The organism is Rivularia sp. UHCC 0363, from assembly GCF_034931125.1.
In the GTDB taxonomy this organism is placed as follows: domain Bacteria; phylum Cyanobacteriota; class Cyanobacteriia; order Cyanobacteriales; family Nostocaceae; genus Rivularia.
In genome coordinates this window covers 1-23,737 of record NZ_JAYGHM010000050.1, presented here as the reverse complement: position 1 = coordinate 23,737, position 23,737 = coordinate 1, and the positions used below count along the sequence as shown (strand labels likewise).

At 57.4% G+C, this 23,737-nt stretch carries 18 protein-coding genes and 2 pseudogenes; 11 read left to right on the top strand and 9 right to left on the bottom strand.

Features of this window, described 5'->3' with window-relative positions:
* Positions 1-15 precede the first annotated feature (15 nt).
* Both psbQ and lepB read right to left on the bottom strand, forming a co-directional pair.
* Positions 16-456, bottom strand: a complete 441-nt coding sequence (gene psbQ, locus VB797_RS24165; protein WP_323240292.1) for a photosystem II protein PsbQ — start codon at positions 454-456, stop codon at positions 16-18.
* Between the two features lie 115 nt (positions 457-571).
* A complete protein-coding gene (lepB, locus tag VB797_RS24160) occupies positions 572-1,348 on the bottom strand; it encodes a signal peptidase I (protein ID WP_323240291.1) in 777 nt (258 codons plus the stop codon).
* A 260-nt stretch (positions 1,349-1,608) separates the two neighbouring features.
* On the opposite strand from lepB, the gene VB797_RS24155 reads away from it, so the two are divergent.
* The gene (locus VB797_RS24155) at positions 1,609-2,928 is read left to right on the top strand and encodes a dihydroorotase (protein WP_323240290.1); all 1,320 of its coding nucleotides are present in this window, start codon (positions 1,609-1,611) and stop codon (positions 2,926-2,928) included.
* Here the strand turns inward: VB797_RS24155 and pgeF are convergent.
* The 4 genes from pgeF to VB797_RS24135 all read right to left on the bottom strand — a co-directional run bounded on the left by pgeF (position 2,915) and on the right by VB797_RS24135 (position 8,665).
* Positions 2,915-3,802, bottom strand: a complete 888-nt coding sequence (gene pgeF / locus VB797_RS24150; protein ID WP_323240289.1) for a peptidoglycan editing factor PgeF — start codon at positions 3,800-3,802, stop codon at positions 2,915-2,917. The two genes, VB797_RS24155 and pgeF, sit on opposite strands and share 14 nt — an antisense overlap.
* Positions 3,803-4,042: 240 nt before the next feature.
* Positions 4,043-5,167, bottom strand: coding sequence for a CO2 hydration protein (locus VB797_RS24145; protein ID WP_323240288.1), 1,125 nt, complete (start codon positions 5,165-5,167; stop codon positions 4,043-4,045).
* 87 nt (positions 5,168-5,254) lie between these two features.
* Positions 5,255-6,772 (bottom strand): NADH-quinone oxidoreductase subunit M, encoded by a 1,518-nt coding sequence (locus tag VB797_RS24140; protein WP_323240287.1) that lies wholly within the window; start codon positions 6,770-6,772, stop codon positions 5,255-5,257.
* Positions 6,773-6,817: 45 nt separating this feature from the next.
* Positions 6,818-8,665 carry an NAD(P)H-quinone oxidoreductase subunit F gene (locus tag VB797_RS24135; protein WP_323240286.1) on the bottom strand — a complete coding sequence of 616 codons (1,848 nt, stop codon included), beginning with the start codon at positions 8,663-8,665 and terminating at the stop codon, positions 6,818-6,820.
* Between the two features lie 681 nt (positions 8,666-9,346).
* On the opposite strand from VB797_RS24135, the gene VB797_RS24130 reads away from it, so the two are divergent.
* The 6 genes and pseudogenes from VB797_RS24130 to clpB all read left to right on the top strand — a co-directional run.
* Complete coding sequence (locus tag VB797_RS24130; protein ID WP_323240285.1) at positions 9,347-9,688, top strand: carbon dioxide-concentrating mechanism protein CcmK; 342 nt, start codon at positions 9,347-9,349, stop codon at positions 9,686-9,688.
* A gap of 26 nt (positions 9,689-9,714) precedes the next feature.
* A complete protein-coding gene (locus tag VB797_RS24125) occupies positions 9,715-10,017 on the top strand; it encodes a EutN/CcmL family microcompartment protein (RefSeq protein ID WP_323240284.1) in 303 nt (100 codons plus the stop codon).
* Between the two features lie 186 nt (positions 10,018-10,203).
* Positions 10,204-12,006 (top strand): ribulose bisphosphate carboxylase small subunit, encoded by a 1,803-nt coding sequence (locus VB797_RS24120; protein ID WP_323240283.1) that lies wholly within the window; start codon positions 10,204-10,206, stop codon positions 12,004-12,006.
* Between the two features lie 24 nt (positions 12,007-12,030).
* Positions 12,031-12,744, top strand: a complete 714-nt coding sequence (locus VB797_RS24115) for a hypothetical protein (RefSeq protein WP_323240282.1) — start codon at positions 12,031-12,033, stop codon at positions 12,742-12,744.
* Between the two features lie 54 nt (positions 12,745-12,798).
* Positions 12,799-13,542: pseudogene (locus VB797_RS24110) on the top strand (carbon dioxide-concentrating mechanism protein CcmK); the annotation flags it as partial.
* 366 nt (positions 13,543-13,908) lie between these two features.
* Positions 13,909-16,489: pseudogene (gene clpB, locus VB797_RS24105) on the top strand (ATP-dependent chaperone ClpB); the annotation flags it as partial.
* A 158-nt stretch (positions 16,490-16,647) separates the two neighbouring features.
* Here the strand turns inward: clpB and VB797_RS24100 are convergent.
* Entirely contained in the window at positions 16,648-16,890 is a 243-nt protein-coding gene (locus VB797_RS24100) for a DUF2283 domain-containing protein (protein WP_323240280.1), read from the bottom strand.
* A 37-nt stretch (positions 16,891-16,927) separates the two neighbouring features.
* On the opposite strand from VB797_RS24100, the gene VB797_RS24095 reads away from it, so the two are divergent.
* Positions 16,928-18,145 carry an extracellular solute-binding protein gene (locus tag VB797_RS24095; protein WP_323240279.1) on the top strand — a complete coding sequence of 406 codons (1,218 nt, stop codon included), beginning with the start codon at positions 16,928-16,930 and terminating at the stop codon, positions 18,143-18,145.
* On the opposite strand, the gene VB797_RS24090 is transcribed toward VB797_RS24095, so the two are convergent.
* Complete coding sequence (locus VB797_RS24090; protein ID WP_323240278.1) at positions 18,129-18,731, bottom strand: hypothetical protein; 603 nt, start codon at positions 18,729-18,731, stop codon at positions 18,129-18,131. The genes VB797_RS24095 and VB797_RS24090 overlap by 17 nt on opposite strands.
* A 138-nt stretch (positions 18,732-18,869) precedes the next feature.
* Between VB797_RS24090 and VB797_RS24085 the strand changes: the two genes are divergently transcribed.
* A complete protein-coding gene (locus VB797_RS24085) occupies positions 18,870-20,276 on the top strand; it encodes a TldD/PmbA family protein (protein WP_323240277.1) in 1,407 nt (468 codons plus the stop codon).
* Positions 20,277-20,524: 248 nt separating this feature from the next.
* Here VB797_RS24085 and VB797_RS24080 read toward each other — a convergent pair whose 3' ends face one another.
* Positions 20,525-21,196, bottom strand: coding sequence for a hypothetical protein (locus VB797_RS24080; protein WP_323240276.1), 672 nt, complete (start codon positions 21,194-21,196; stop codon positions 20,525-20,527).
* Between the two features lie 312 nt (positions 21,197-21,508).
* Here VB797_RS24080 and VB797_RS24075 point away from each other — a divergent pair, with 312 nt between their 5' ends.
* Positions 21,509-22,327: a phytoene/squalene synthase family protein gene (locus tag VB797_RS24075; protein WP_323240275.1), complete on the top strand. Its 819-nt coding sequence runs from the start codon at positions 21,509-21,511 to the stop codon at positions 22,325-22,327.
* A gap of 46 nt (positions 22,328-22,373) precedes the next feature.
* Positions 22,374-23,495, top strand: a complete 1,122-nt coding sequence (locus VB797_RS24070) for a glycoside hydrolase family 10 protein (protein ID WP_323240274.1) — start codon at positions 22,374-22,376, stop codon at positions 23,493-23,495.
* The last annotated feature ends 242 nt before the right edge of the window (positions 23,496-23,737 follow it).

Genomic DNA, 23,737 nt, shown 5'->3' with positions numbered 1-23,737 from the left:
TTAGTGAAGTTTTAGCTAGCCTGGAAGCAGCTGAAAGAATGCATCAAAGTCGCGCAGTGCCTCGCGGTAGTTGCGGGTTGCCTTGTCAAAGTCGCGGGTTTGGGCGGCCTCGTCGATCGCAATCAAATGCTCAAACACCTCTTTGGCTGAGCTTTGAGCCGTCTTCTGGGCTTTAGGCTCCAGACTGCGAGCCAGACGCGCCATCCGCACTCGCAGTTCACCCAGCGGCCCGTGAATGAAAGATCCTACGTCGTTCCACTGCTCGGCCTCAATTAGCGGCGAAAGTTCGTCCATCCGGTCGCGCAGGGTCTGAATATCGGTGCTGTAGCGCTGGATCTGCTCCAGCTGAGCCGTGCTGTAGAGTGGCCCTTGGGCAACAGGCGGGCCGCCGCAGCTCACCAAAGCAGCCGCCAGAATTACTAAAACGAATGTCAGAATCGAACGGTAACGTGCCATGTCTAAATTCTCTCTTATCAAACTACCAACCGCGCTCCACTCTGACCTTATCAGCAAGCTGCTCCAGGTTGAAGAGTCTTGTCAGTCTGAGGCTCATGACTAAGCTAGGGCTGGGCTAGGGCTGGGCAGGCTGAGGCTCAGAGGGCGGCTCAGAGGGCGGCTCGGAGGGCGGCGCAACCGGAGCGGTAATGGGCGGCAGTCCAGGTTCAGCCGCAGGCAGGGCGGCACCTTCGACCGGCTGCTCGGTAATGCTGCCAATTCGGTTAGGCGGCCAGAAGCGGAAGGCGGCTCGCCCAATCAGGTTTTCACGCGGGACTGGCCCCCAAAAATGCCCGTCGCAGCTATTGTTGCGGTTATCGCCAAACACCAGATAAGAATTAGGCGGCACTACGCTAGGCGGCAGCTCGTAGTCTGGTTTGGCCGCAATATAGTTTTCCTGCAAGAGCCGGTCGTTGATCAAGACCGCGCCGTTTCGCACCTCAACCTTATCGCCCGGCAGCCCGATAACTCGCTTGATAAAGGCATCTTTAATCCTGACGTCAGCGTTCTGAGCGCCCAGACAGTACTTGGCGGCAGCATCCGGCGGCATAAACACGACAATATCACCGCGCTCTGGATCGTGAAACCGATAGCTCACCTTCTCAACAATCAGCCGATCGTTGATCTGCAGCGTTGGCACCATCGACTCAGAGGGAATGTAGCGGGCTTCAGCCACAAACTGGCGAATGCCCAGCGCCAGCAGCAGGCTCAGACCAATCGTTTTGACAATCTCTTTCCAGCCTTCCTCCGCTTCTGGATGCGGCGGCTTGCCGGTGGGCTTGGCGGCAGGATCAGGCTTTGAAGATTTAACAGGGTTCTCTGAAGAAAAATCTGAGTCTGAATTCGTAGGCATGGGTTCGGGCAAATTTCCCCTAGTTCGGGCGATGTTGGGATGAGCAATCTGGCTTAGACTTGAATGAATTCTAACTGGTGATCTGCGAACTTTGACCATCAGCCGGGATTCGGCCCTAATTCCTGCTGAATCCTGCTTTGAATCAGGTTTGTCATTAGAATTGACCAGAGCCGCCAAAGACTGATTGTAGCGTTTTCGGTTTTGACCCGCTATTTTTCGCCCCTGCTATGCCATGATCCTGCTATTGCCATGACGATGCCATGACAAATTCTGAACTGCTGATCCGCCAAGCTAGACTGCTGCTGCCTGACGGCGATTTTTTGGTGGGAGACGTGCAAATTCGCGGCCATCAAATTACTCAGGTGGCGGCAGAAATTTCAGAGGCAGCCGACCGAGAAATTGACGCGACGGGCCTGACTTTGTTGCCGGGGGTGATTGACCCGCAGGTGCATTTCCGGGAGCCGGGACAGGAGTATAAAGAAGACCTGTTTACGGCGAGCTGCGCCTGTGCCAAAGGCGGCGTGACTTCTTTCTTGGAAATGCCCAACACCAAGCCGCTCACCATCAATCAGGCGATGCTGGACGACAAGCTGCGTCGAGCCGCCGAGAAATCGCTGGTCAACTACGGCTTTTTTATTGGTGCCACGGCTGACAATCTGGCCGATATTCTCACGGTCAACCCCACCTGCGGCATCAAGATCTTTATGGGATCGATGCATGGCGCGCTGCTGGTCGATCAAGAGGCGCTGCTAGAAAAAATCTTTGCCGAGGGCAGCCGCCTGATTGCGGTTCACGCCGAAGATCAGGCGCGTATCTTAGAGCGACGGCAGCAGTTTGCAGGCCGCACCGACCCGGCAGTGCATTCGCAGATTCAGGACAATCAGGCGGCATTGCTGGCCACGCAGCTGGCGCTCAAGCTCTCGAAGCGCTACCGCCGCCGTCTGCATATTCTGCATATGTCCACCGCTGAGGAGGCCGATCTGCTGCGGCAGGACAAGCCCACCTGGGTGACGGCGGAGGTGACGCCCCAGCATCTAGTGCTAAATACCAGCGCCTACGAAACGATCGGCACGCTGGCCCAAATGAACCCGCCAATCCGCTCGGCTCACGACAACGAAGTGCTGTGGCAGGCGTTGCGCGACGGCGTGATTGACTTTATCGCCACTGATCACGCCCCGCATACGCTAGAAGAAAAGGCGAAAGGCTACCCCAGCAGCCCTTCAGGTATGCCGGGCGTTGAAACTTCGCTAGCCGTCATGCTGACCCAGGCGATGCAGGGCCGCTGCACCGTGCCGCAGGTGTCGCACTGGATGTCTACCGCCGTTGCCGCCGCCTATGGCATCCCCAACAAGGGCGCTATCGCTCCCGGCTATGACGCTGATCTGGTGCTGGTGGATCTCGACAGCTATCGGCCTCTGAAGCGCGAGGAGCTGCAGACTAAATGTGGCTGGAGCCCGTTCGAGGGCTGGAACTTGACCGGCTGGGCCGTTACCACAATTGTGGGAGGTCAGGTGGTCTATGACCAAGGCCAGCTCAATCTAGCGGTACGCGGCAGACCGCTGGCCTTTACAAATTCCTAGCCCCACTCACAATGCCTGACCACTGCACTTTCTTCTGCTTCTCGCGCCGATAGGAGAAAAACAGCTCTGGATTTTGGTAGGTGCAGTAGGGCGAAATTGCCACCTGGTCAGGCTCAAAGCCAAGCTGGGCCAGCTGGAGCGCATTCACCTGCGGCACGTCTAGTCGCAGGCGTCCAGGCTGGGGATCAGGCAAAACGGGCGAGTCAGGCAGCTGCAGCAGCCGCTGGCAAAACTGGGCTAGCTCCGGGCTGGCGGCGGTTTCGGGCTGGGCAAACAGCTCCAGATTGGCCTCAGCAACTAGCGTCGCGCCAGCCATTGCCGCAACCTGCTCTGAGACCTGATATTGCGCTGCGGCGATGGCTGGCCCCATCGCCACTCGCAAGTCCGCAATTTGACTGCCCTGGGCCTGCAGTTGCGCTACCGCAGCGGGCAAAATTTTGGCTGCCGTGCCGCGCCAGCCTGCGTGAACTGCCGCCGTCTGCCCCGTGCTCAGGTCGCCGATTAGAATCGGCGTACAGTCTGCCGTACAGGCCCAAACCGCCTGATCTGCCGCGGTTGAAACCAAGCCGTCAGCTTCGGCCCTAGACTCGGCCCTAGACTCGGCCTTAGAGTCGGTAGGGGGCATCTCGGTCAGCTCGGCAGCGCGCAACACCCGGTTGCCATGCACCTGCTTGAGGCGATACACCGAGGGACGCCGCTCCAGCGGCAGCAGGCTCACCAACTCTTCTGGCGGCGATGGCCAAAACTGCCGGGTAAAAAAGCCATGCGCCCAGTCTTTGAGTAAGTCGCAGGTGAGGTAGGCTCTAGCTGCGGCCTGCGTTTTGGCCTGCGTTTCAGCCTGCGGATAAACAGTTTGCCAATGCCAGATTTGCATGAGTTGCGCCAGATCAACAGCTTGCTTCGTTTAGGGTATCGCAACTCTGCGAGTCTTACCGATCAGATGCATCAGAGATTAGCTGAATCAAAGGTTAACTGAAATTACCTCCATTCAAAGTTCATGATGATAAAGATTGGAGCATTAAGCAAACGCCTATAAGAATATAGTGAATATCGATTAGTTAACAAATCGGATACCGTTTCTGTCTACTTGGCAGCATCTGTCTATCCTGATGGCTCAATTGAGCGACAGCAGGCGCGAATCTATCATTCGGTCGAGCCACTGCTCTAGATAGCGGCGGTTGGTCTGCTGTTGGTCAGGGTCAGCGGTATCGAGCGGATGCGGAGCAAGTCCCTGGATTGCGGCAGTTGTGACGCAAAACATCGACTTTTGGAAGCTGAGGCAAATTTTTACCCGCAGATCATCTCGCTTACGCGGGCCGCGCAGATAAAGCTCCTGCAGATAGTCTGGCAGATATTGCAGCATGTCCTGCATCAGCAGCGTAGGTGGAATCCCGGCCCCGCCGACCGGCAGCGGATCGGCGTAGAGTACGCCATAGTTGAAGTCAGATTGCTCAGCCGAAATCTGATGCGCCTGAGCGTTGTAAGAGACTGTACCAAAGAATGGAAACGAGCGAAAAAACACCGCCTCAACATAAGGCACTGCTGTATCCATCAAAAACTGCAGCCCTGCAGATTTGGGGATGATTTCATAGGGCTGGCCGGCCACCGTCACAGCATAGGTAATCGGCTGAGCGGCGGCGGCAACTAGCCCGTTGCGGATATGATCCACCACATCTTTAATGCTGCTAATTTCGCGCCGCTCATAGCGATCTGAGAGCGCCAAAAACATCTGACTCATCACGTTCCAGAACTGCCCCAGCGCGCTGTGGTAGCTCAGCAGCCGCACCTGCTCTGGCAAAAAGTCAGGAAACAGCCGGTTTAAGCCTTCCATCATCAGATTACCGCGCAGCTTGGCCGCCAAAACCTGCTCCACCCGCTGCTGAAATTCAGGGCTATCGAGATAGCTATCCAGCGCCGTACCGCCATGCCAGAACATTCCCCTCATGCAGTATTCGGCAAACTCGTAGTTGAGCCGATCATGCCACCAGTGCTTCAGCAGTTTCTGCAGCGTTACCTCACCGTTGAAATATTTAAAGAACGGAAACAGCACCAAAAACTGATGCTCAGCAATATAGGTGAGGTTACGCTGATAGGCATCTAGCACATGGCCATAGCTTGTAAGAATACCCACCACTTCCAGCAGGTTTTCGGGCGATTCCGGCAGCAGCGCACCGCCCTGCTCCAGACGAGTCAAAATATCGGCGAGGGGGTGGGTTGAGGCAGGAGTGGCGAGCACCATGGCAGCATCGAGGAATGAATGAGGAGTGACTGTTGAATAATAACTGGACGATAACCGTTAGATTAGCGAACCGAGACTGTCGGGCCTTCAAGGCAGAGGTAATAGCTCAGGCAGCGACTCAGGCGGCAACTGGGCCGCCAGACGCTCTATCCGATCATGCACCATTGCGGTCGCGGTCGCTTCACTCCAGCGCGTCATCCAGCTCGGCTGAATGCCCAGCCAGATAATCAGCAGCGTCACAATCACGCCGGGCAGCCGATCCTGCCAGCGCAGGCGAGGCAGATTTGCCAGAGTTTCGGGCAGGCGACCAAAAAACACCTTGTTAATCATAATTAGAAAATAAACCGCCGTTAGCCCTGTGCCAATCATGCTCAGCAGCGTCTGCACCGGAAAAACCTCAAAGCTGCTGCGATAGACCACAAACTCGGCAATAAAGCCCATCATCCCTGGAATGCCAGCGCTGGCCATCGCCCCCGCAATCATCAGGCCGCCAATCACGGGCAGGCCGCGCTCCGGATTGAGCAACCCCCGCAGCTGGTTGATATCGCGGGTGCCAGTCTTGGCATAGACGACGCCCACAGCCAAAAACAGCAGCGCCGAAATCAAGCCGTGGCTCACCATCTGCATAATTGCCCCCAGCAGGCTGAGCGGAGTGGCTGCCGCTGCCGCCAGCAGAATATAGCCCATGTGACCCACCGAGCTGTAGGCCACAATTTTTTTCATATCCGTCTGGGCAATCGCCGCAAACGAGCCGTATAAAACGCTGATCACGGCCAGCAGAGCCAGCCCCGGCGCAATCACCGTCCAGGCTTCCGGAAACAGCCCCAGCCCAAATCGCAGCAGCCCGTAGGTGCCCAGCTTCAGCAGCACCCCAGCCAGCAGCACCGAAGCCGGGGTGGGCGCTTCCACGTGAGCATCCGGCAGCCAGGTATGCAGCGGCACAATTGGGATCTTGATGCCAAAGCCAATCAGCAGCGCGGTGAGCAGCACTAGCTGTGCGGTCAGGGGCAGGGTCTGCTGCTGCAGCAGGTCATAGTCAAAGCTGGCGGTGCCGCTTAGGACTGAGAGGCCAAAGAAAGCGGCCAGAATCAGCACGCCCGAAAAAGCCGTGTAGATCAAGAACTTGGTGGCCGCATAGCCGCGCCGCGCCCCGCCCCAGATGGCAATAATCAAATAGAGCGGCAGCAGCTCTAGCTCGTAGAACAGAAAAAACAGCAGCAGATTTTGGGCCAGAAAGGCTGCGGCCACGGCGCTGCCCAAAATTAGCATCAGCGCATAGTAGAGCTTGGGGCGGCTAATCTGCGGGTCGCTGCTAAATAGCGCAATCCAGACCAGCAGGCTATTCACCAGCACCAGCGGCAGAGAGAGCCCGTCCATTCCTAGCCGATAAGACAGCCCCAGGCTTTCAATCCAGGGCAGCGCCTCGGCAAACTGCATGCCAGGGTTGCTCAGATCAAACTGGCTGGCCAGATAGAGCGACCAAACGAGCACCAGGCTGGCAGTTCCGAGCGCAATCTGGCGGGCCCGCGCCACCGCCACCGCCTGCGGCAGACTGCTAATCAACAGCGCTCCCAGCACCGGCGCCCAAATTAAAACGCTCAGCATACAGCGGCTCCTTCTTTGTGAAATCAAAATCAAGCGGCCCTGCAGCTACCGGTAGCTGCTCCCATCGCTCCAGCCAATCGCCGCCAGCGCCAGCAGCAGCCCCACAAACAGCGTCAGCAGATAGTTGCGCGACTGACCTGAGACCGTATACTTCAGGCTCTCACCGCCAAAAATGGAGGCCACGCCCACAAAGTTCACCAGTCCATCTACCACATAGCGGTCAAACCAGGCGGCCAGTCTGGCGCTCTGCACCACAGCCTGCACCACGCTGATCTGATAGAGCTGGCCAATCCGAAAATCATAGGCTAAGCCCTCGCGCACCGACGGCCAGACCAGATTCACAGGTTTTGGAATGCGCGGGTTGAGGTAGAGCCAGCTTCCCAGCCCCGCCCCTAGCCCCGCCGCCGCCAGCAGCAGCAGCAGCAGCGTCGGGTTAAACTGCTGCCAGCTCGGTAAAATTTGCCACTGACGCAGCAGCAGCGGCAGCAGCAGCGCCACGATCGTGAGCGAAACCATCGGCACCGCCATCAGCCAGCCCACTTCAGGCGCGCGTCTGGTCTTGGGCTGAGTCTGACCGCCAAACACCAGGCCAAACACCCGCACCAGGTTAAAAGCAGTCAGGCCATTCACGGCCAGCAAAACGCCGACGAGCCAGGGAGAGCTGGCCCAAACCGTTTCGCCCCAGGCCAGCATCGCCCAAAAGCAGCCCAGCGGCAGCAGCCCCAGCATCGAAGCCGCGCCGACCACATAGGCCACCACGGTAGCCGGCATCCGCGAGCCCAGACCGCCCATTTCGGTTAAATCTTGCGTGCTGCTGGTCAAAATCACCGAACCCAGACTCATAAACAGCAGCGCCTTGGCAACAGCATGCGTCAACAGCATCATCAGCGCCAGCCCGTCCTGCTGCGTCCCCACCGCCAAAAATACCAGGCCCAGATAGGCGCTCGTGGAGTGGCAGAGGGCGCGCTTGATGTCAATTTGGGCAATGGCAACCAGCGAAGCGCCAATCGCCGTCAGCGCTCCCAAAATCAGCAGAATTTCTAGCGCCAGCGGCGAGAGAGCCAGCACGGGCTGCAGCCGAATCAGCACATAGGCCCCGCAGGCTACCACCACCGAATTGCGCAGAATTGAGGCTGGATTCGGCCCTTCCATCGCTTCATCGAGCCAGAGATTGAGCGGGAACTGAGCGCATTTTCCGGTTGGCCCAGCCAGCAGCGCGATGCCCAGCAGGTTGGCCGTGAGCGGGTTGAGCTGCACCTGTTCGGCCCAGAGCGCCAGATGGGTGAAGTCGAGGCTGCCAGCCAGATTGGAGAGCGCCACCACGCCCATCAGCAGGAGCAGATCGCCGACTCGCTTGGTTAAAAAAGCGTCGCGCGCCGCCCCCACCACCAGCGGCTGGGCGTACCAGAAGCCCACCAGCAAATAGGTGGAAAGCGTCAGCATCTCGAGTAGGGCATAGCTGAGAAACAGCGAATCGCTCAGCGCCAGCCCCGTCATCGCCGCCTCAAAGAAACCCATCAGCGCATAGAAGCGAGCCAGCGCCCAGTCTTTCTCCAGATAGCCCAAAGCGAATACCTGCGCCAGCAGGCTCAGCAGAGTAATCACAAAGGCCGCCCCGACGCTGATCCGCGAGGTCAAAAATGTGAGCCAGAGATCAAACCCCGGCAGGCTCAGCCAGGGAATCAGCAGTCGCTCAGGTGGCATATCCCAAATCGCCCAGAGCAAGAGCCCCGTGTGGAGCAGCGCCAGCACCGTCATCAAAATATTGATGTAGGCCGCAGGTCTGGGCCCTGTCTGTCTCACCCAGCCAACCGACCAGGGGAGAGTGAGCACGGCTCCCCCCAGGCCATAGATTGGAACCCACCAGCTAGTCTGGTAAAGGAGCTGATTCATCAATCCTGCGTTTCCTGTGATGATGCCTGTACAGCCTTCAATTGCTAAATATTAGCACCCTGTGAATCAAGGCTTCTTCTCGTATCGTTTTAATAAATTTTTTATCTTTAGTAGCTTTAAAATTCATTTAACTTCAGCAGCAATCTGCAATATAAAGGCAGACAGGGGAATGGTATAATCCATACCTATATTACGGATTGAGTTGAGCGAGTGAGGCGAAGATTGAACAGCGCGTCTAGCCGACGTGATGCGGTTACATAATGCGGTTACATAATGCAGTTAATTAGATCCTAAGCTGTTTTCGGGCAGCTTCCAGACAGCTTCTAGATAGCCAGCTTTGACAGCAGTTAGATGGTTTTGCAGTATGCCCAGAAAAAGCGCATCACGGCTCTATTTTCAATGCTGCTGTTAAGTGCTGTTGGCAGACAGGTGAAAGGGACAGATAAAAGTCAGGTAGAAGCGACTTGAGGGCAGAAAAGCATAAGCCAGGATTATGTTTCACATAAAAACAATTATCCAAAGTTATGTTGCTATGCGTCTACGCTGACCTGTATTGTTAGGTTTGGAAGGTCTGGAACGCTTAAAAATTAGACTGGGGTTTCCGTCAAAAATGGGCCCCGCTCCGGTTTTGTGAGGTTTACAGCTGCTCGTTGAATATTGGGGATATTGGAGAGATCTTAAATGCCGATTGCTGTTGGAATGATTGAAACGCGGGGCTTTCCTGCGGTGGTGGAGGCAGCAGATGCGATGGTGAAGGCCGCCCGCGTCACGCTGGTGGGCTATGAAAAAATTGGCAGCGGTCGCGTCACGGTGATTGTGCGGGGCGATGTCTCGGAAGTCCAGGCTTCGATCGCAGCCGGAATTGAAAACGTGAAGCGCGTCAACGGGGGTGAAGTGCTCTCCACTCACATCATCGCGCGTCCGCACGAGAACCTGGAGTATGTGCTGCCCATCCGCTATACCGAGGCCGTCGAAGCCTTCCGGGAGAGCGTCAGCGGTATCCGCCCGATCAGCCGCTCCTAGTGAGCCCCCCGATTGGGTAAAGGCTCATGCAAATTGCCAAGGTCTGCGGCACGGTGGTCAGCACGCAAAAAGAGCGTAGTCTGACGGGCGTGAAGTTCCTGCTGGTGCAGTTTCTGGACTCTGAGGGTCAGCCGCTGTCGCGATATGAGGTGGCGGCTGACAGCGTCGGGGCGGGAATCGACGAATGGGTGCTGGTGAGTCGTGGCAGCGCGGCTCGCCAGATTCAGGGCAACGAATCGCGCCCAATTGATGCGCTAATCGTCGGCATCATTGACACAGTTAGCGTCGAAAACCTGCGGCTGTACAGCAAGCGAGACCAAGATCGCTAGGGCTGCTGAGGCTTGCTAGAGCTGAGCTATAGAGGCAGCTATATCTAGAATCTAGATCTAGTTACTAGTATGCAGCTCAACTGCACCAGATGGCTTAGTTCGTCTAGTGCAGGCTGAATCGGGCGCTAGCACAGAGTTTCGGTTACAGGTTCGCTACGCTGCTGTTTCAAAGCAAAAGATCATCCTATGGCAAGCGCTTCTGCTTCAACATCTGCTTCATCGTCCGGGAAAGCTGCTCAGTTGGCGCAGCCCCAGATTGCGTCAACAGCTCACGTGCATTCTTTCTCAAATCTGACTGGGAATGTCAGCGTGGGTGAGCATGCCTTAATTGGCCCCGGAGCTTCGATCCGCGCCGATCAGGGCGGCGCCTTTCACATTGGCTCAGGCAGTCAGGTGCAAGATGGCGTGATTATTCATAGCCTCGAGCAAGGGCGCGTGGTGGGGGCAGATCAAAATCCCTACTCGGTCTGGATTGGCGAGGGCAGCTCCATTACGCATATGGCGCTGATTCAAGGCCCAGCCTATATCGGCAGCCACTGCTTTATCGGCTTTCGCTCAACGATTTTTAACGCTCGAATTGGCGACCACTGCATTGTGATGATGCATGCGCTGATTCAGGATGTCGAAATCCCTGCTGGCAAATTCGTACCTTCTGGGGCAATTATTACCAGCCAGCAGCAGGCTGACCGCCTGCCCGACGTGCAGGAAGCAGATCGGCGCTTTGCCCAACATCTGATGGGCGTTAACACCGCTTTCCGGTCGGGAGCGCATAGCGCCGAGCAAATCACGCAGGCTCCAATCCGGCAGCAGCTCGAACGCAGCTACAGCGGCTCACAGGGATCGGCCTCAGCCAGTCCTTCACAATATTCTGTTCATTCCACTACCTCTAGTCCCATGCAAAACACTCGCCTAGCGCCAGAAATTGTTGATCAGGTTCGCCAGCTGCTTTCCCAAGGCATGGTTGTTGGTGCCGAATATGCCGATAAGCGCCGATTTCAGACCAGTTCCTGGACGAGTGCGCCAATTCACTCGACGCGCGATGCAGAAGTGCTGAATGCCATCGAAACCTGTCTATCCGAGCATCAGGGCGACTATGTGAGGCTGATTGGCGTTGATCCAAGAGTGAAGCGCCGGGTGCTAGAACTCGTGATCCAGCGGCCTGACGGCAGCGGCGTTCGCAGCGCTCCGGCTCCGGCTCCAGCCTACAGCTCGTCGGGCGGCCACAGCAGCTACAGCTCTAGCAGCTACGCCAGCTCTTATTCCAGCAGCCCCAGCGGTTCCTCCAAGCTCAGCCCAGAAGTAATCGAGAAAGTGCATCAGTTTATTAATCAGGGCTTTAAGATTGGCACCGAACATGCGGACAATCGCCACTTTCGGATCAGCTCCTGGCATAGCTGCTCGCCCATCCAGACCAGCCGCCCCGCCGAAGCAATTGCCGCCCTCGAATCCTGTTTGAGCGAGCATAGCGGTGAATATGTGCGCGTCTTCGGCATCGATCCCAAAGCCAAGCGCCGGATCTCAGAGATGATCGTGCAGCGTCCGGGAGAATCGAACGGCGCAGGTCAGGCTCCTGCCACTAACGGTAGCGGCAGCCAAGCCAAATCAGGCTATCAGCCCAGTAACTATCAGCCCAGCCCGCCGCTATACACAGGCAGCACCGGCGGCAGTCCGGCAGTGGGAGGCTATGCAGGAGGTCATGGAGCAGGTCATGCCGGCCAAACTGCCGGCAAGCTCAGCCCTGAAGTTGTCACCGAAGTCCGGCAGCTCTTGGCTCAGGGCTATCGCGTGGCTGCCGAATATGCAGACAGCCGACGGTTTCGGATCAACTCCTGGACGAGCTGTGCCTCGATTCAGTCTAGCCGCGACAGCGACGTGCTGGCCGCAATCGAAACCTGCGTGGCCGAGCATAGCGGTGAATATGTGCGGCTGATCGGCGTCGATACCAAAACCAAGCGTCGAGTTTCTGAGGTGATGGTGCAGCGCCCCTAGTCTGGGACAGGTTCTGCAGATGCTATGCAATCGCCGTCTTTAGAATTAGCCCTCAGCGGCCAGATCTACATCAGTGGAGATGTAGTGGTGCATCCTAGCGCAGCGATTGCGTCCGATGTTTTGCTGCAAGCCGATCCGGGCTGCTGCCTCACGATTGCTGCCGGCGTCTGCATTGGCCAGGGTGCCGTGCTGCATGCCTGCGGGGGTAACCTGACGGTTGAGCTGGGAACGACGCTGGGGCGAGCTGTGCTGCTGCTGGGACGGGGGCAAATTGGCCCAGATGCCTGCATTGGCGCCTGCAGCACCGTCTGGAACTGCTCGATTGCTGCCGGTGAAATTTTGCCGCCCAACTCGCTGATGGGCGATATCGGACGGCGGGTTGTGCTGGAAGCTAGCGCTCCGGCTGTCCCCCCGGCTGAGGCTGATCTAGCTGCTGATCCTTGGGCGACTGATCCACTGCCTGAACCGGCTCCCGACTTTAAAACGGGCTTTATCAGCGGATTCAGGAGCGGGTTCAGCAGCAATGGAGCTAAGCCTGCCACACCGCCTGCCGCACCGCCTGCCACACCGCCTTTAGAAACAGCGCAGAATTCGACCCATCTTCCCGCCCCAATTGCCAAACCTCCGGCGCAGGTTTATGGTCAAGCCTATGTTGAACGCATTATGATTGCGATGTTTCCGCATCGGCAGCTGCTCCAAAAGCCGACCGATGATTCTAGTCCGCCCAATCCGCCGTAGCCCCATTCGCTACCCAGTGGAACTCCAAGTGGAACTCCACTGACGCCATCCGCCATGACCTCATCTCGTCTGCCCATCGATAGCGAAAGCGCCCTCGGCCTGGTCTCAACCCGCAGTTTTCCGGCGATTATTGGGGTGGCTGACAATATGCTAAAAGCCTCCTCGGTGCGGCTGGTGGGCTACGAAAAAACGGGCAGCGGCTACTGTACGGCAGTGGTGCGCGGCGGCATTTCAGATGTGCGGCTGGCGATTGATGCCGGTATCGATTTTGCTGAACGCATTGGTCAACTCGTCTCCAGCGCCGTGATCCCCAGACCGCTCGCCAACCTAGAGGCGGTGCTGCCGATTAGCGACCGGCTGGCTCAAATGGCCGCAGAGCAAGGCTACAGTCGTCTGAGCAATCAGGCGGTGGGGCTGCTAGAAACGCGCGGTTTTCCGGCCATGGTGGGCGCTGCCGACGCGATGCTCAAAGCCGCCGAGGTCTATCTTTCCGGCTACGAAATTGTGGGCGACGGGCTCTGCACCGCTGTGATTCGAGGCCGGATCTCAGACGTGACGGTGGCGGTAGAGGCGGGCATGCATGAGGCTGACCGAATTGGCGAGCTGCATTCGGTGATGGTGATTCCTCGCCCGCTAGAAGATCTCGAAGAAACGCTGCCCACCGCGAGCTGCTGGATCGAACAGCCGATTGCGCTGCCCATCTCGATCAAAGAGACTCAAAAAGAGCTGGCCTCTCAGTCAGAGCCGCTAGCCATGCCCGACCTGCGCCAGCTAGCTGTACCTGAGCCAGAGCGCGTGCAGCTCCCTGAAGCAATGCAGCCCGAAGTGATTCAGCCAGAGGTACTCCAGCCAGAGGTGCTCCAGCCCGAAGAACCTAAAGTGATTCAGCCTGAAGTGATTCAACCCGAAGTGCTCCAGCCCGAAGAACCAGACTCGCGAGCGCCCATCATCCGCGCCAAGCCGTTTGAGCTGCCCGAAGAGAGCATTGACTAGCATCTGCGGAGGCAAAGAATGCAGGCAGGCAGGTGAGGCGATGAGCCGCTGCTAGGCCATCCAATCAGCTTCCGGCGGCTCATCGGCATTCGAGCAGGGTTGCTATACTAAAGTCGCCAAAGCCGCTAGAAATCAAGCGATTTATTCTGTTTATCTCACGATTATTTCACCATGCAGCCCACCGACCCTAGCAAGTTCACCGAAAAAGCCTGGGAAGCAGTTGTCAAATCCCAGGATGTGGCCCGCCAGTATCAGCACCAGCAGCTAGAGGTTGAGCATGTCATCTTGGCGCTGCTAGAGCAGGAAGGCGCCGCCCCCAGCATTCTCACCAAGGCCGGAATCAGCCCCGCCAAATTTAAGCAGCAGCTCGAAACCTTTGCCCAGCGGCAGCCGCGCAGTGGTTCTGGCAGCCAGCTCTATTTGGGGCAAGGTCTCGATACGCTGCTCGATCGGGCGGAAACAGCCCGCCAGTCTCTGAGCGACGACTTTATTTCAGTCGAGCATCTGCTGATGGCACTGGCCGAAGACGACCGGGCCGGACGCCGGATCTACCGCAGTTTTGAGGTGGATGCCCGCAAGCTAGAGGCCGCCGTCAAGGCCGTGCGCGGCAGCCAGAAGGTCAAAGATCAAAACCCCGAAACCAGCTATCAAGCGCTGGAAAAATATGGCCGCGACCTGACTGAAGCAGCGCGGCAGGGCAAGCTCGACCCGGTGATTGGCCGCGACGAAGAAATCCGGCGGGTGGTGCAGGTGCTCTCGCGCCGCATGAAAAATAATCCAGTGCTGATTGGCGAGCCGGGCGTCGGCAAAACGGCGATTGCCGAGGGCTTGGCGCAGCGGATTATTAACGGCGACGTGCCCGAATCGCTGAAAGACCGCCGCCTGATCAGCCTCGATATGGGATCGCTGATTGCCGGGGCCAAATACCGGGGTGAGTTTGAAGATCGGCTGCGGGCGGTGCTGCGCGAAGTCACTAGCTCCGAAGGACAGGTGGTGCTGTTCATCGACGAGCTGCATACGGTGGTGGGAGCCGGTGCCTCGTCGGGCACGATGGACGCGGGCAACCTGCTCAAGCCGATGCTCTCACGCGGCGAACTGCGCTGCATTGGGGCCACGACGCTGGATGAATACCGCAAATATATCGAAAAAGATGCGGCCTTGGAGCGCCGCTTCCAGCAGGTCTATGTCGATCAGCCCAACGTGGAGGATACGATTTCGATTTTGCGCGGCCTCAAAGAGCGCTATGAGGTGCACCACAACGTCAAGATTGCCGACTCAGCGCTGGTGGCCGCCGCGACGCTCTCTGACCGCTACATCAGCGACCGGTTTTTGCCAGACAAGGCGATTGATCTGGTGGACGAAGCCGCCGCGCAGCTCAAAATGGAGATCACCTCCAAGCCGGTCGAACTCGAAACCATCGACCGCCGCCTGATCCAGCTAGAGATGGAAAAGCTGTCGATTGAGGGCGAAGGCCAGTCGGCGATGGTGATTCGCACCTACCGCAGCTCGCAGGATCGACTGGAAAAAATTGCCCAAGAAATCGCCGAGCTGCAGCAAGAGCAAACCCGGCTCAGCTCGCAGTGGGAGTCCGAAAAAGCGCTGATCGACCAGCTCAACAGCCTGCGCCAGGAAGAGGAGCTGCTGCGCCGCCAGATCGACAAAGCCGAGCGCGACTACGACCTGAACACTGCCGCTCAGCTCAAATATGGCCGCTTAGAGGCCGTGCACCGCGATCTCGAAGCCAAAGAAGCCAGCCTAGTCGAGATCCAGAAGCGGGGCGAAACGCTGCTGCGCGAGCAGGTGACCGAAGCTGACATTGCCGAAATCGTCGCCAAATGGACGGGCATCCCGGTCAACCGGCTGATGGAATCTGAGCGCCAGAAGCTGCTACAGCTCGAAAGCTACCTGCATCAGCGGGTGATTGGGCAGCAGGAGGCGGTCGAGGCCGTTTCAGCCGCCATCCGCCGGGCGCGGGCCGGCATGAAAGATCTGGGTCGGCCCATCGGGTCGTTTATGTTTCTCGGCCCAACCGGGGTGGGTAAAACCGAGCTAGCCCGCGCTTTGGCCCAAAGCCTGTTTGACTCAGACGATGCAATGGTGCGGCTGGATATGTCCGAATATATGGAGAAAAACTCGGTGGCGCGGCTGGTGGGGGCTCCGCCTGGCTATGTCGGCTACGAAGAGGGCGGTCAGCTCTCTGAAGCCATTCGGCGTCATCCCTACTCGGTGCTGCTGCTGGATGAGGTGGAAAAAGCCCATCCCGACGTATTCAATATTCTGCTGCAATTGCTGGACGATGGCCGGATTACCGACTCCCAGGGGCGCATGGCGGACTGCCGTAATACGGTCGTGGTGATGACCAGCAATATTGGCAGTGAATATATTCTGGACGTAGCCGGAGATGATAACCAGTACGAAGAGATGCAGCGTCGGGTAATGACAGCCCTGCGCGGCCATTTCCGGCCCGAATTTCTAAATCGGGTTGACGATATTATCCTCTTCCATCCGCTCAGCCTCAAAGAGCTGCGCCAGATTGTTGGCATCCAGCTCCAGCGAGTGCGTCGCCTGCTGACGGATCAGAAGATTAACCTGGAGATCACCGCCGCCGCCCAAAACTACATTGCTGATGTCGGCTACGATCCGGTCTATGGGGCGCGGCCACTGAAGCGCGCCATCCAGAAAGAAGTTGAGAATCCGCTAGCTACCAAAATTCTGGAAAACACCTTCAGCGAGGGAGATACCGTTCGGATCGATCTGGTGGATCATCATCTGGTATTTGAAAGAGAAGCCCAGCTCAACGGCAGCCATGAGCCAGAGATGCCAGAAGTACCAGAAGTGCCAGAAATTCTAGAGAGCAACGCGCAGGAGTCGGCTGAGCCCGTTTTGACGCTGGATGCCTCGCCAGATGCCTCAGCTTCCAAAATCTGATGGCAAAATCTGATGATCAAGCACTCGCGGATCATCCATCAAGGTCGAGGCTTTGTGAATTTCGATCGCCACCAGCTGATCATCTAGGTCATAGTCCATTTTGATGCCCGGCTGCTCTTCGTTGTAGTCATCAACCGGCACATCGCGAAATATAATTCGCATTACGTCTGTCGCGGGGCTGTAGATGATCTTCATTCCTCCCTCCTCTGGCTGGTTCTGCGCCATCAAATCGCCTATCCCGAAGATTGTAGTCGAGAATTTTATGTTAAACCGACGATCGCTCCTCCTAGCAGCAGGGCTGTTTGGCCTGAATCAGCTCCTGGGGGGATGCCGCGCCTCCGATCAGGGTCTGCGGGTGCGGGTTTTGGCCCAGTCTGTGCCAGCGCAGATTTTGCAGGAGTTTCAGCGCCGTCTACAGGTCGAGAGAGCAGATGCAGCAGATGCGGCAGCCGGCCTAGAGGCCGTTAGGTTTGTCGTCAGTCCGCAGCTCGCCGATCTGTTTAAGCTGCTACAAACCTGGAAAAATCCGCCGGCTCCTGCTAGGATTCAGCTTCCAGGGACCGATCGGCCCTTGCCAGTTGATGATCTGACCCTGCTGGGCGACTACTGGCTAGCCGCCGCCATCCAGCAGAATTTGATTCAGCCCCTGCCCCTCGAAACGCTGAGCGGCTGGCAGCAGCTGCCCACCGCCATGCAGCAGCTCGTGCGCCGCGACCGCCAGGGACAGCTCAGCCCAACCGGGGAAATCTGGGGCGCGCCCTATCGCTGGAGCAGTTTGGTAATCGCCTATAACGTCGAGCGGTTTGAGCGGCTCGGCTGGCAGCCCACCGACTGGGCAGACCTGTGGCGACCCGAACTGCGGCGGCAGATTTCGCTGCCAGACAGCGCCAGAGCCACCCTTGGCCTGACGCTCAAAAAGCTGGGCCAGTCCGCCAATCTGAGTAATTTAGATCAGGCTCCCACGCTGGCCGCCGAGCTAGAGCAGCTCCAGCAGCAGGTCAAGTTTTATAGCTCCACAGACTATCTGCAGCCGCTGCTGCTCGGCGATAGCTGGTTGGCGGTCGGCTGGTCTAGCGAAGTGCTGCCGCTGGCCGACCGGGATCGGCGCATTGCGGCAGTAGCGCCCGCCAGCGGCAGCCTGCTGAGTGCCGATCTCTGGGTGCGCCCAGCAGCCCAGGCGGTAGAAAATCAGGCGGCAGAGAACCAGGCAGGTACCTCTGTCAGCCTCAATCCCAGCCTTAACCCCAGCCTCACCCAGTGGCTAGAATTCTGCTGGCAGCCGGACATTGCCGCTCAGATTTCGCTGCTCAGCAGTGCGGCTTCTCCCGTGATTTTGGCTAATCGAGCCCAGCTTTCTAACGCTCTGCAGCAGCGGACGGTGTTGCTGCCGCCGCCAGAGGTGATTGATCGCAGCGAGTTTTTGCTGCCGCTCAGCGATGCCGAATCCTATCGCCGTCTCTGGGTCAAAATGCGCCAGTAACGCTGCCCCGAAATGCGCCCCTGCCGTAGGGATTAAGAAAAACATTGCAGTCCGGCTCTGGTTGAAATGGACTGTCAGAGCGCAGATCAAATGGATTGTCAATCTGATTGCCAAACTGACAGATGTAGGCTCCCAACAGCTCACCCTGCAGATTAAACACGCGCATGTTGTAGCCAAAGTCGCTGGCCGTCGTGCCAAACCGATTCATGAACGTATAGCGCTGCAGGTAGTTGTAGCCGCCCCAGACCTGCTGATCCACGATCAGATCAACCCGCCCCGGATTGTCGGCCTCGGTTGGATAGGACAGCCAGTAGGTGAGCAAATTGCTGTCAAACTGGTCGCGCTTCCACCAGAGGCTGGGCGGCGTCAGGCCAGTTTGAGAAATTTGATCAGGCGTGCCGATCCTCGGATCTAGCGGTACATCTGGCAGAAACAGAGCTGGCTCAAGCGGCGCGGTCAATAGCTCCAGCGTGGCGCGGTCAACGGCCAGAGCTGCGGAGCCAAGGCTGAGCCAAACTGCCAGCAGCGGTAGCCCAATCAGGTGACGCAGGGCGCTATGCTGTTTGTAGCGACAGAGATCCGGCATGGTTACTCTACAAGACGGGTTACAAAAGATGCGCTCTATCAGATTAGCTGTAAATTTAAGATACCTGTCAATCCTCAAACTCAACCCTCAAACTCAACCCTCAAGTAACCCTCAAATCTTCGCAGAGACCTCTTCAACATGCCGACTCCGCTCGCTGATACTCAAAATTTACTGGCCGATCTGATTGCCCGCTACCGCTCGCAGGTAGACTATCTGGCAATTCGGCTGGAAGAAGCTGAAGGCACCGATATTTTGCTGCGCGGCGACAGAATCGAAACCCTGAGCGAAGGGCTGTCAGTGGGCGGGCAGGTGCGGGCTTGCTACAAGGGCGGCTGGGGCTTTGCCAGCTTCAACCGGCTGGCCAGTTTAGCAGAACAAATCGAGACGGCAATCGCGGCAGCGCGGCTGGTGGGCGATGAGGAAACGATCTTGGCCCCGGTTGAGCCGATCCAGGCGATCTGTCAACTGCCGCTGCTGGGCACCGATCCGCGCCAGATTCCGCTGGTGCAGAAAAAAGCGCTCTGCAGCCGCTACGGCGAAATTCTGCGCAGCGTCGATGACCGGATCGCCACGACATCCGTGCGCTACGGCGACAGCAATCAGCGGGTGGTGCTGGCCACCTCTGACGGTACGCTGATTGAGCAGTCCTGGATTGACGTGGAGATGCGATTTGCCGCCACCGCCCGCAATGGCGAAACCGTGCAGACCGGCCGCGAAACCACCGGCTCTCGCAAAGCTTACGAAGATCTGACCCAGCTAGACGAGCAGGTGCGATTTGCGGCTCAGCGGGCCGTCAACGCCCTGTCGCTGCCTGCTGTCAAAGGCAATACCTACACGGTGGTGATTGACCCAATTTTGACCGGGCTGTTTGTGCATGAGGCGTTCGGCCATCTCTCGGAGGCCGATATGATCTACGAGAATCCTGACTTGATGGAGGTGATGACGCTGGGGCGGCGGTTTGGCTCACCAGAGCTGCAGATTTTTGATGGGGCCGCGCCGGCTGGACATCGGGGCAGCTATTTTTATGACGACGAGGGCGTGCCGGCCACAACCACCCAGCTAATTCAAGACGGCGTGCTGGTGGGACGGCTGCATTCTCGCGAGACTGCCGGCAAGCTGGGCGAAGCCGTCACAGGCAACGCTCGCTGCCTCAACTACCACTACCCGCCCGTGGTGCGCATGACCAACACCTGGATTGAGCGCGGTCAGACGCCCGTAGCCGACCTGTTTTCCGGCATTGAAGAAGGCGTCTATGCCCGCAACTGGATAGGCGGCATGACCAACGGCGAGATGTTTACCTTTGCGGCGGGTGAAGCCTGGATGATCCGCGACGGCCAAATTGCCGAACCCGTGCGGGATGTTAACCTATCCGGCAATGTATTTAGCACGCTGGCCGACATTGAGGCGATTGGAGATGACTTCTACTGGGATGAGTCGGGCGGCTGCGGCAAGGGCGGACAGAATGGCCTCGCGGTGGGCTGCGGCGGCCCCAGCCTGCGGATTCGGGAGGTGGTGGTGGGCGGTGAGGCGGAGGAAGAGATCTAGCCGCATCATGCAAAAGCAGCATCTTGAAATGTAGTTAGCTCATGAATTCTGAAATTTTGTAGTTTGCGATACCAGGTTGCTGGGGCAAACTGCCTACTCTGGAGCAAGCTTCGATTCAATTTTTGGATCCTAGTCTGCAATCAGCTGAGGACGGCGATTCAGCCACAATAGGTCGAAGCCGTCCTTTATTTTTATTTTCTAATTTTCTAGTATTTTCTGGGCCCGAATCTCTGGCTTGCTAGCAGCTGCTAGAGCCTCACCTCACGGCAGCCAATCCGCCAGCGGCGGGCCTCCTGCTGATTGGTAGTAATAAAGGCCACATTGCCGCTGGTATCCAGGCATTCGTAGCTGCTGCTGGGCAAGACTGACTGCTCGGCCACAAATCCAGCCTGATACTGCAATTCGCGGCAGCCCGGCTTCCAGCCAAAGGTATCTTGAGGGTAGCTCGTGGTAAAGGCCAGATCGCCGGTCGCGGTAAAGCACTCATAGAAAGTTGGACGCACCGCCACGGGATTGCTGAGCCGCGTTCCCACCCGCCGGCAGTATAGATCAAAATCTCTGGCGACTTTAGCATCGACCGTGATCAGAACCGTGTTGCCGTTCACGTTAAAGCACTGGAAGTAGTCGATTGGCGGTGAATCAACGTCGGAGCTGGTATATTGCACCTCGCGGCAGCCCAGATCCCAGCCCAGCGTATCCTGCGGGTTGACCGTCACAAAAACCAGGTTGCCCGCTCGGTTGTAGCAGGCAAACGGAATCACCTGGCCGCTGGGTGAGTTGACGGGCGATAATTCATCAGCCGGCACCGACTCATCGGCAGGCCCTGGCTCATCGGCTCGCACCTGAGCTAGCGGCAGCAGCCATCCCAGAGCTGAAACAGCAGTAAATAGAGCGGCTTGGAGAATGAATTTGGGCTTCATGGCAGTTGGGGCGCAGGTTGGAACGCAGGTTAGGGCAGATCAGGAGCCGGTAGGGCGCTGAAAAGCTGGATTTATCCTTTTTACAATACCAGTCTGCCATTATCAGCATCAGATGAGAAGAAACCTGCTGGAGTTGGGCTAAAACCGGGTCGAAACCTACCTGCTGCTGCCGGTTTTGCTTAGCTTCTAGGCCAGCTATGGACAGGCTCAGAACAAGAGGGTATCTTGTCACGTAAGCTGAAGCCAATCCAGCTTCGGAAGAATTGCAGGCTGGCTCAGCTTACGTTGTGAGGAGTACATTAGGAGAGACAGATGGATCTGCGTCGAGATGCCCTAGAAATTCTCAAAGAAACCAGCCGCACGTTTTATATTCCCATCAGCCAGCTACCGTCCGGCCTCCAGGAAGCTGTGGCTTCGGCCTATCTCTGTATGCGAGCGATTGACGAAATTGAAGATCACGCCGAACTCAGCGGCTCCACCAAAGCCCAGCTCTTGCGCTCTATTAGCCAGACGCTCCAGTCTGGGGTGAATGGCTTTGATCTAGATGCCTTTGCCACCGGCTTTGGAGCAGCCCACACTGTTTTGCCGGAAGTCACCCTCAGACTGCGCGAATGGGCTATCCTGGCTCCCGAAGGCATTGCTCCCCGCATCTGGGACGCGACTGCCGCCATGTCTGATCGGATGGCTCTCTGGGCTGAAGTTAACTGGCAGGTGCAGAGCGAGGCCGATCTCGACCGCTATACCTTTGGCGTCGCGGGAGCGGTGGGTCTGCTGCTCTCGGATCTCTGGGCCTGGTATGACGGCACAACCACCAACCGCACGGAGGCGATTGGATTTGGGCGCGGGCTGCAGGCCGTGAATATTCTGCGCAACCATTCAGAAGATCGGCAGCGCGGCGTCACGTTTTTTCCCACAGGCTGGAATACCGCCCAAATGACGGCCTATGCCCGCCGCAATCTGGCCCTGGCCGATGCCTACACGCAGGCGCTACCGGATGGCCCCGCCCTCACATTCTGCCGCATTCCGCTGACGCTGGCACATGGCACCCTAGAAGCGCTGGCTGACGGCCGAGAGAAGCTGAGCCGTACCGACGTGCTGGCCCTGATTGCGCGGGTGGTCAACCTGAAGTAGCTGACCCTGAAGTGACCTGACTCAGAGGAGCTTGGAAAACTTGGCAATGGCCGTCCGGGGGGTCTGGCTGACGAACGTAGCCAGCAAGGTGTTGCGGTCGCGGGAGCGCATCCAGCGGGCGATGCATCTGCTGGCCGAGAGCGGCTTCAACACGGTCTATCCGGTGGTCTGGAACAAGGGCTGGACGCTGTACAAAAGCGCCGAGATGCAGCGGCAGTTTGGGGCTGAGTACGGGATTGATCCGCTCTACGGCAGCCGCGATCCGCTCCAGGAGATGCTAGAAGCAGCCAGCGCAGTCGGCCTCAGCGTCATTCCCTGGTTTGAATATGGCTTTGCCTGCTCTGCAGATCTCAGCGGCGGCCATATTCTCAGCCATAAGCCGCAGTGGGGCGGGCTGGATCAAGCGGGCCATCTGCTGGTAAATCGCAGCGGCCATCCGCTGGTCTGGATGAATGCCTTTGACCCCGAAGTGCAGAATTTTTTGATTAGCCTGATCTGCGAAGTTTTGCAGTATCCGGTGGCGGGCTTTCAGGGCGATGATCGGCTGCCCGCTACGCCCTTTAACGGCGGCTATGATGCCGCAACCATCACCCAGTTTACCGCCCAGTACGCGCAGGCTCCGCCCCGGCTGTCTCACCGACTGGGCTGGATCAAGCGGCCCGATCAGCCGCCGAGTCACCCTGCCTGGATTCAGTGGCGCGACTTTCGGGCCGCCAAGCTGACCGATTTTTTGGCAAGGCTGCGGAGTACAGTCAAAGCGATCAATCCTGATCTGCTGCTCTCTATGGCTCCCAATCTCTCACCCTGGGCCTTGGACTACTACCTGCAAGATGTCCAAAGCTGGATGAAAGGTGGGCTGGTCGATACGCTGCATCCCCAGATCTACCGCGCCGACTTCAGCAGCTATGCCCGCGAGCTTGACAAGCTGGTGCAGCAGTATCCCAGCCAGCTCGACCGCATCTTTCCAGGCATCGTGATCAAGGCTGGCAGCACCGAAAACGATGCGACTCAGCTCCAGCGTGCCATTGACTACAACCGCAAAAACGGCATCCAAGGCGAGGTCTATTTCTTCTTTGAGGGCTTGCGGCAGAACAACGGGGAGATTGCCAGCTTTCTTAAAGCGTACTATGCGCGAGATGTTCACAGAAGCATAGATGCGCGAGAGTAGGTCTAATTCTGAGTGATAGTTATGCTATTCGATTATCGTAGGTAAATTTACGAAAGTGAAATAGTAGTGATATAAGGACTGTATTATCAAAAACCAATCTGAACATCAGATTGAAAAGAATATATAGAAACTGAAGTCTAAATTATTTGTTGATAGTGCGTTTCCAAATCTCCATTAAAAAATATGATAAAGCAGGAAGCGGATTCAGTGTACGCGATCTATCGAGTTTTATTAAATACTTA

Bases quoted from the DNA above. Each gene is read 5' to 3' on its own strand.
- psbQ (WP_323240292.1), bottom strand. From the start codon at position 456: ATGGCACGTTACCGTTCGATTCTGACATTCGTTTTAGTAATTCTGGCG.
- lepB (WP_323240291.1), bottom strand. From the start codon at position 1,348: ATGCCTACGAATTCAGACTCAGATTTTTCTTCAGAGAACCCTGTTAAA.
- VB797_RS24155 (WP_323240290.1), top strand. From the start codon at position 1,609: ATGACAAATTCTGAACTGCTGATCCGCCAAGCTAGACTGCTGCTGCCT.
- pgeF (WP_323240289.1), bottom strand. From the start codon at position 3,802: ATGCAAATCTGGCATTGGCAAACTGTTTATCCGCAGGCTGAAACGCAG.
- VB797_RS24145 (WP_323240288.1), bottom strand. From the start codon at position 5,167: ATGGTGCTCGCCACTCCTGCCTCAACCCACCCCCTCGCCGATATTTTG.
- VB797_RS24140 (WP_323240287.1), bottom strand. From the start codon at position 6,772: ATGCTGAGCGTTTTAATTTGGGCGCCGGTGCTGGGAGCGCTGTTGATT.
- VB797_RS24135 (WP_323240286.1), bottom strand. From the start codon at position 8,665: ATGAATCAGCTCCTTTACCAGACTAGCTGGTGGGTTCCAATCTATGGC.
- VB797_RS24130 (WP_323240285.1), top strand. From the start codon at position 9,347: ATGCCGATTGCTGTTGGAATGATTGAAACGCGGGGCTTTCCTGCGGTG.
- VB797_RS24125 (WP_323240284.1), top strand. From the start codon at position 9,715: ATGCAAATTGCCAAGGTCTGCGGCACGGTGGTCAGCACGCAAAAAGAG.
- VB797_RS24120 (WP_323240283.1), top strand. From the start codon at position 10,204: ATGGCAAGCGCTTCTGCTTCAACATCTGCTTCATCGTCCGGGAAAGCT.
- VB797_RS24115 (WP_323240282.1), top strand. From the start codon at position 12,031: ATGCAATCGCCGTCTTTAGAATTAGCCCTCAGCGGCCAGATCTACATC.
- VB797_RS24100 (WP_323240280.1), bottom strand. From the start codon at position 16,890: ATGGCGCAGAACCAGCCAGAGGAGGGAGGAATGAAGATCATCTACAGC.
- VB797_RS24095 (WP_323240279.1), top strand. From the start codon at position 16,928: ATGTTAAACCGACGATCGCTCCTCCTAGCAGCAGGGCTGTTTGGCCTG.
- VB797_RS24090 (WP_323240278.1), bottom strand. From the start codon at position 18,731: ATGCCGGATCTCTGTCGCTACAAACAGCATAGCGCCCTGCGTCACCTG.
- VB797_RS24085 (WP_323240277.1), top strand. From the start codon at position 18,870: ATGCCGACTCCGCTCGCTGATACTCAAAATTTACTGGCCGATCTGATT.
- VB797_RS24080 (WP_323240276.1), bottom strand. From the start codon at position 21,196: ATGAAGCCCAAATTCATTCTCCAAGCCGCTCTATTTACTGCTGTTTCA.
- VB797_RS24075 (WP_323240275.1), top strand. From the start codon at position 21,509: ATGGATCTGCGTCGAGATGCCCTAGAAATTCTCAAAGAAACCAGCCGC.
- VB797_RS24070 (WP_323240274.1), top strand. From the start codon at position 22,374: ATGGCCGTCCGGGGGGTCTGGCTGACGAACGTAGCCAGCAAGGTGTTG.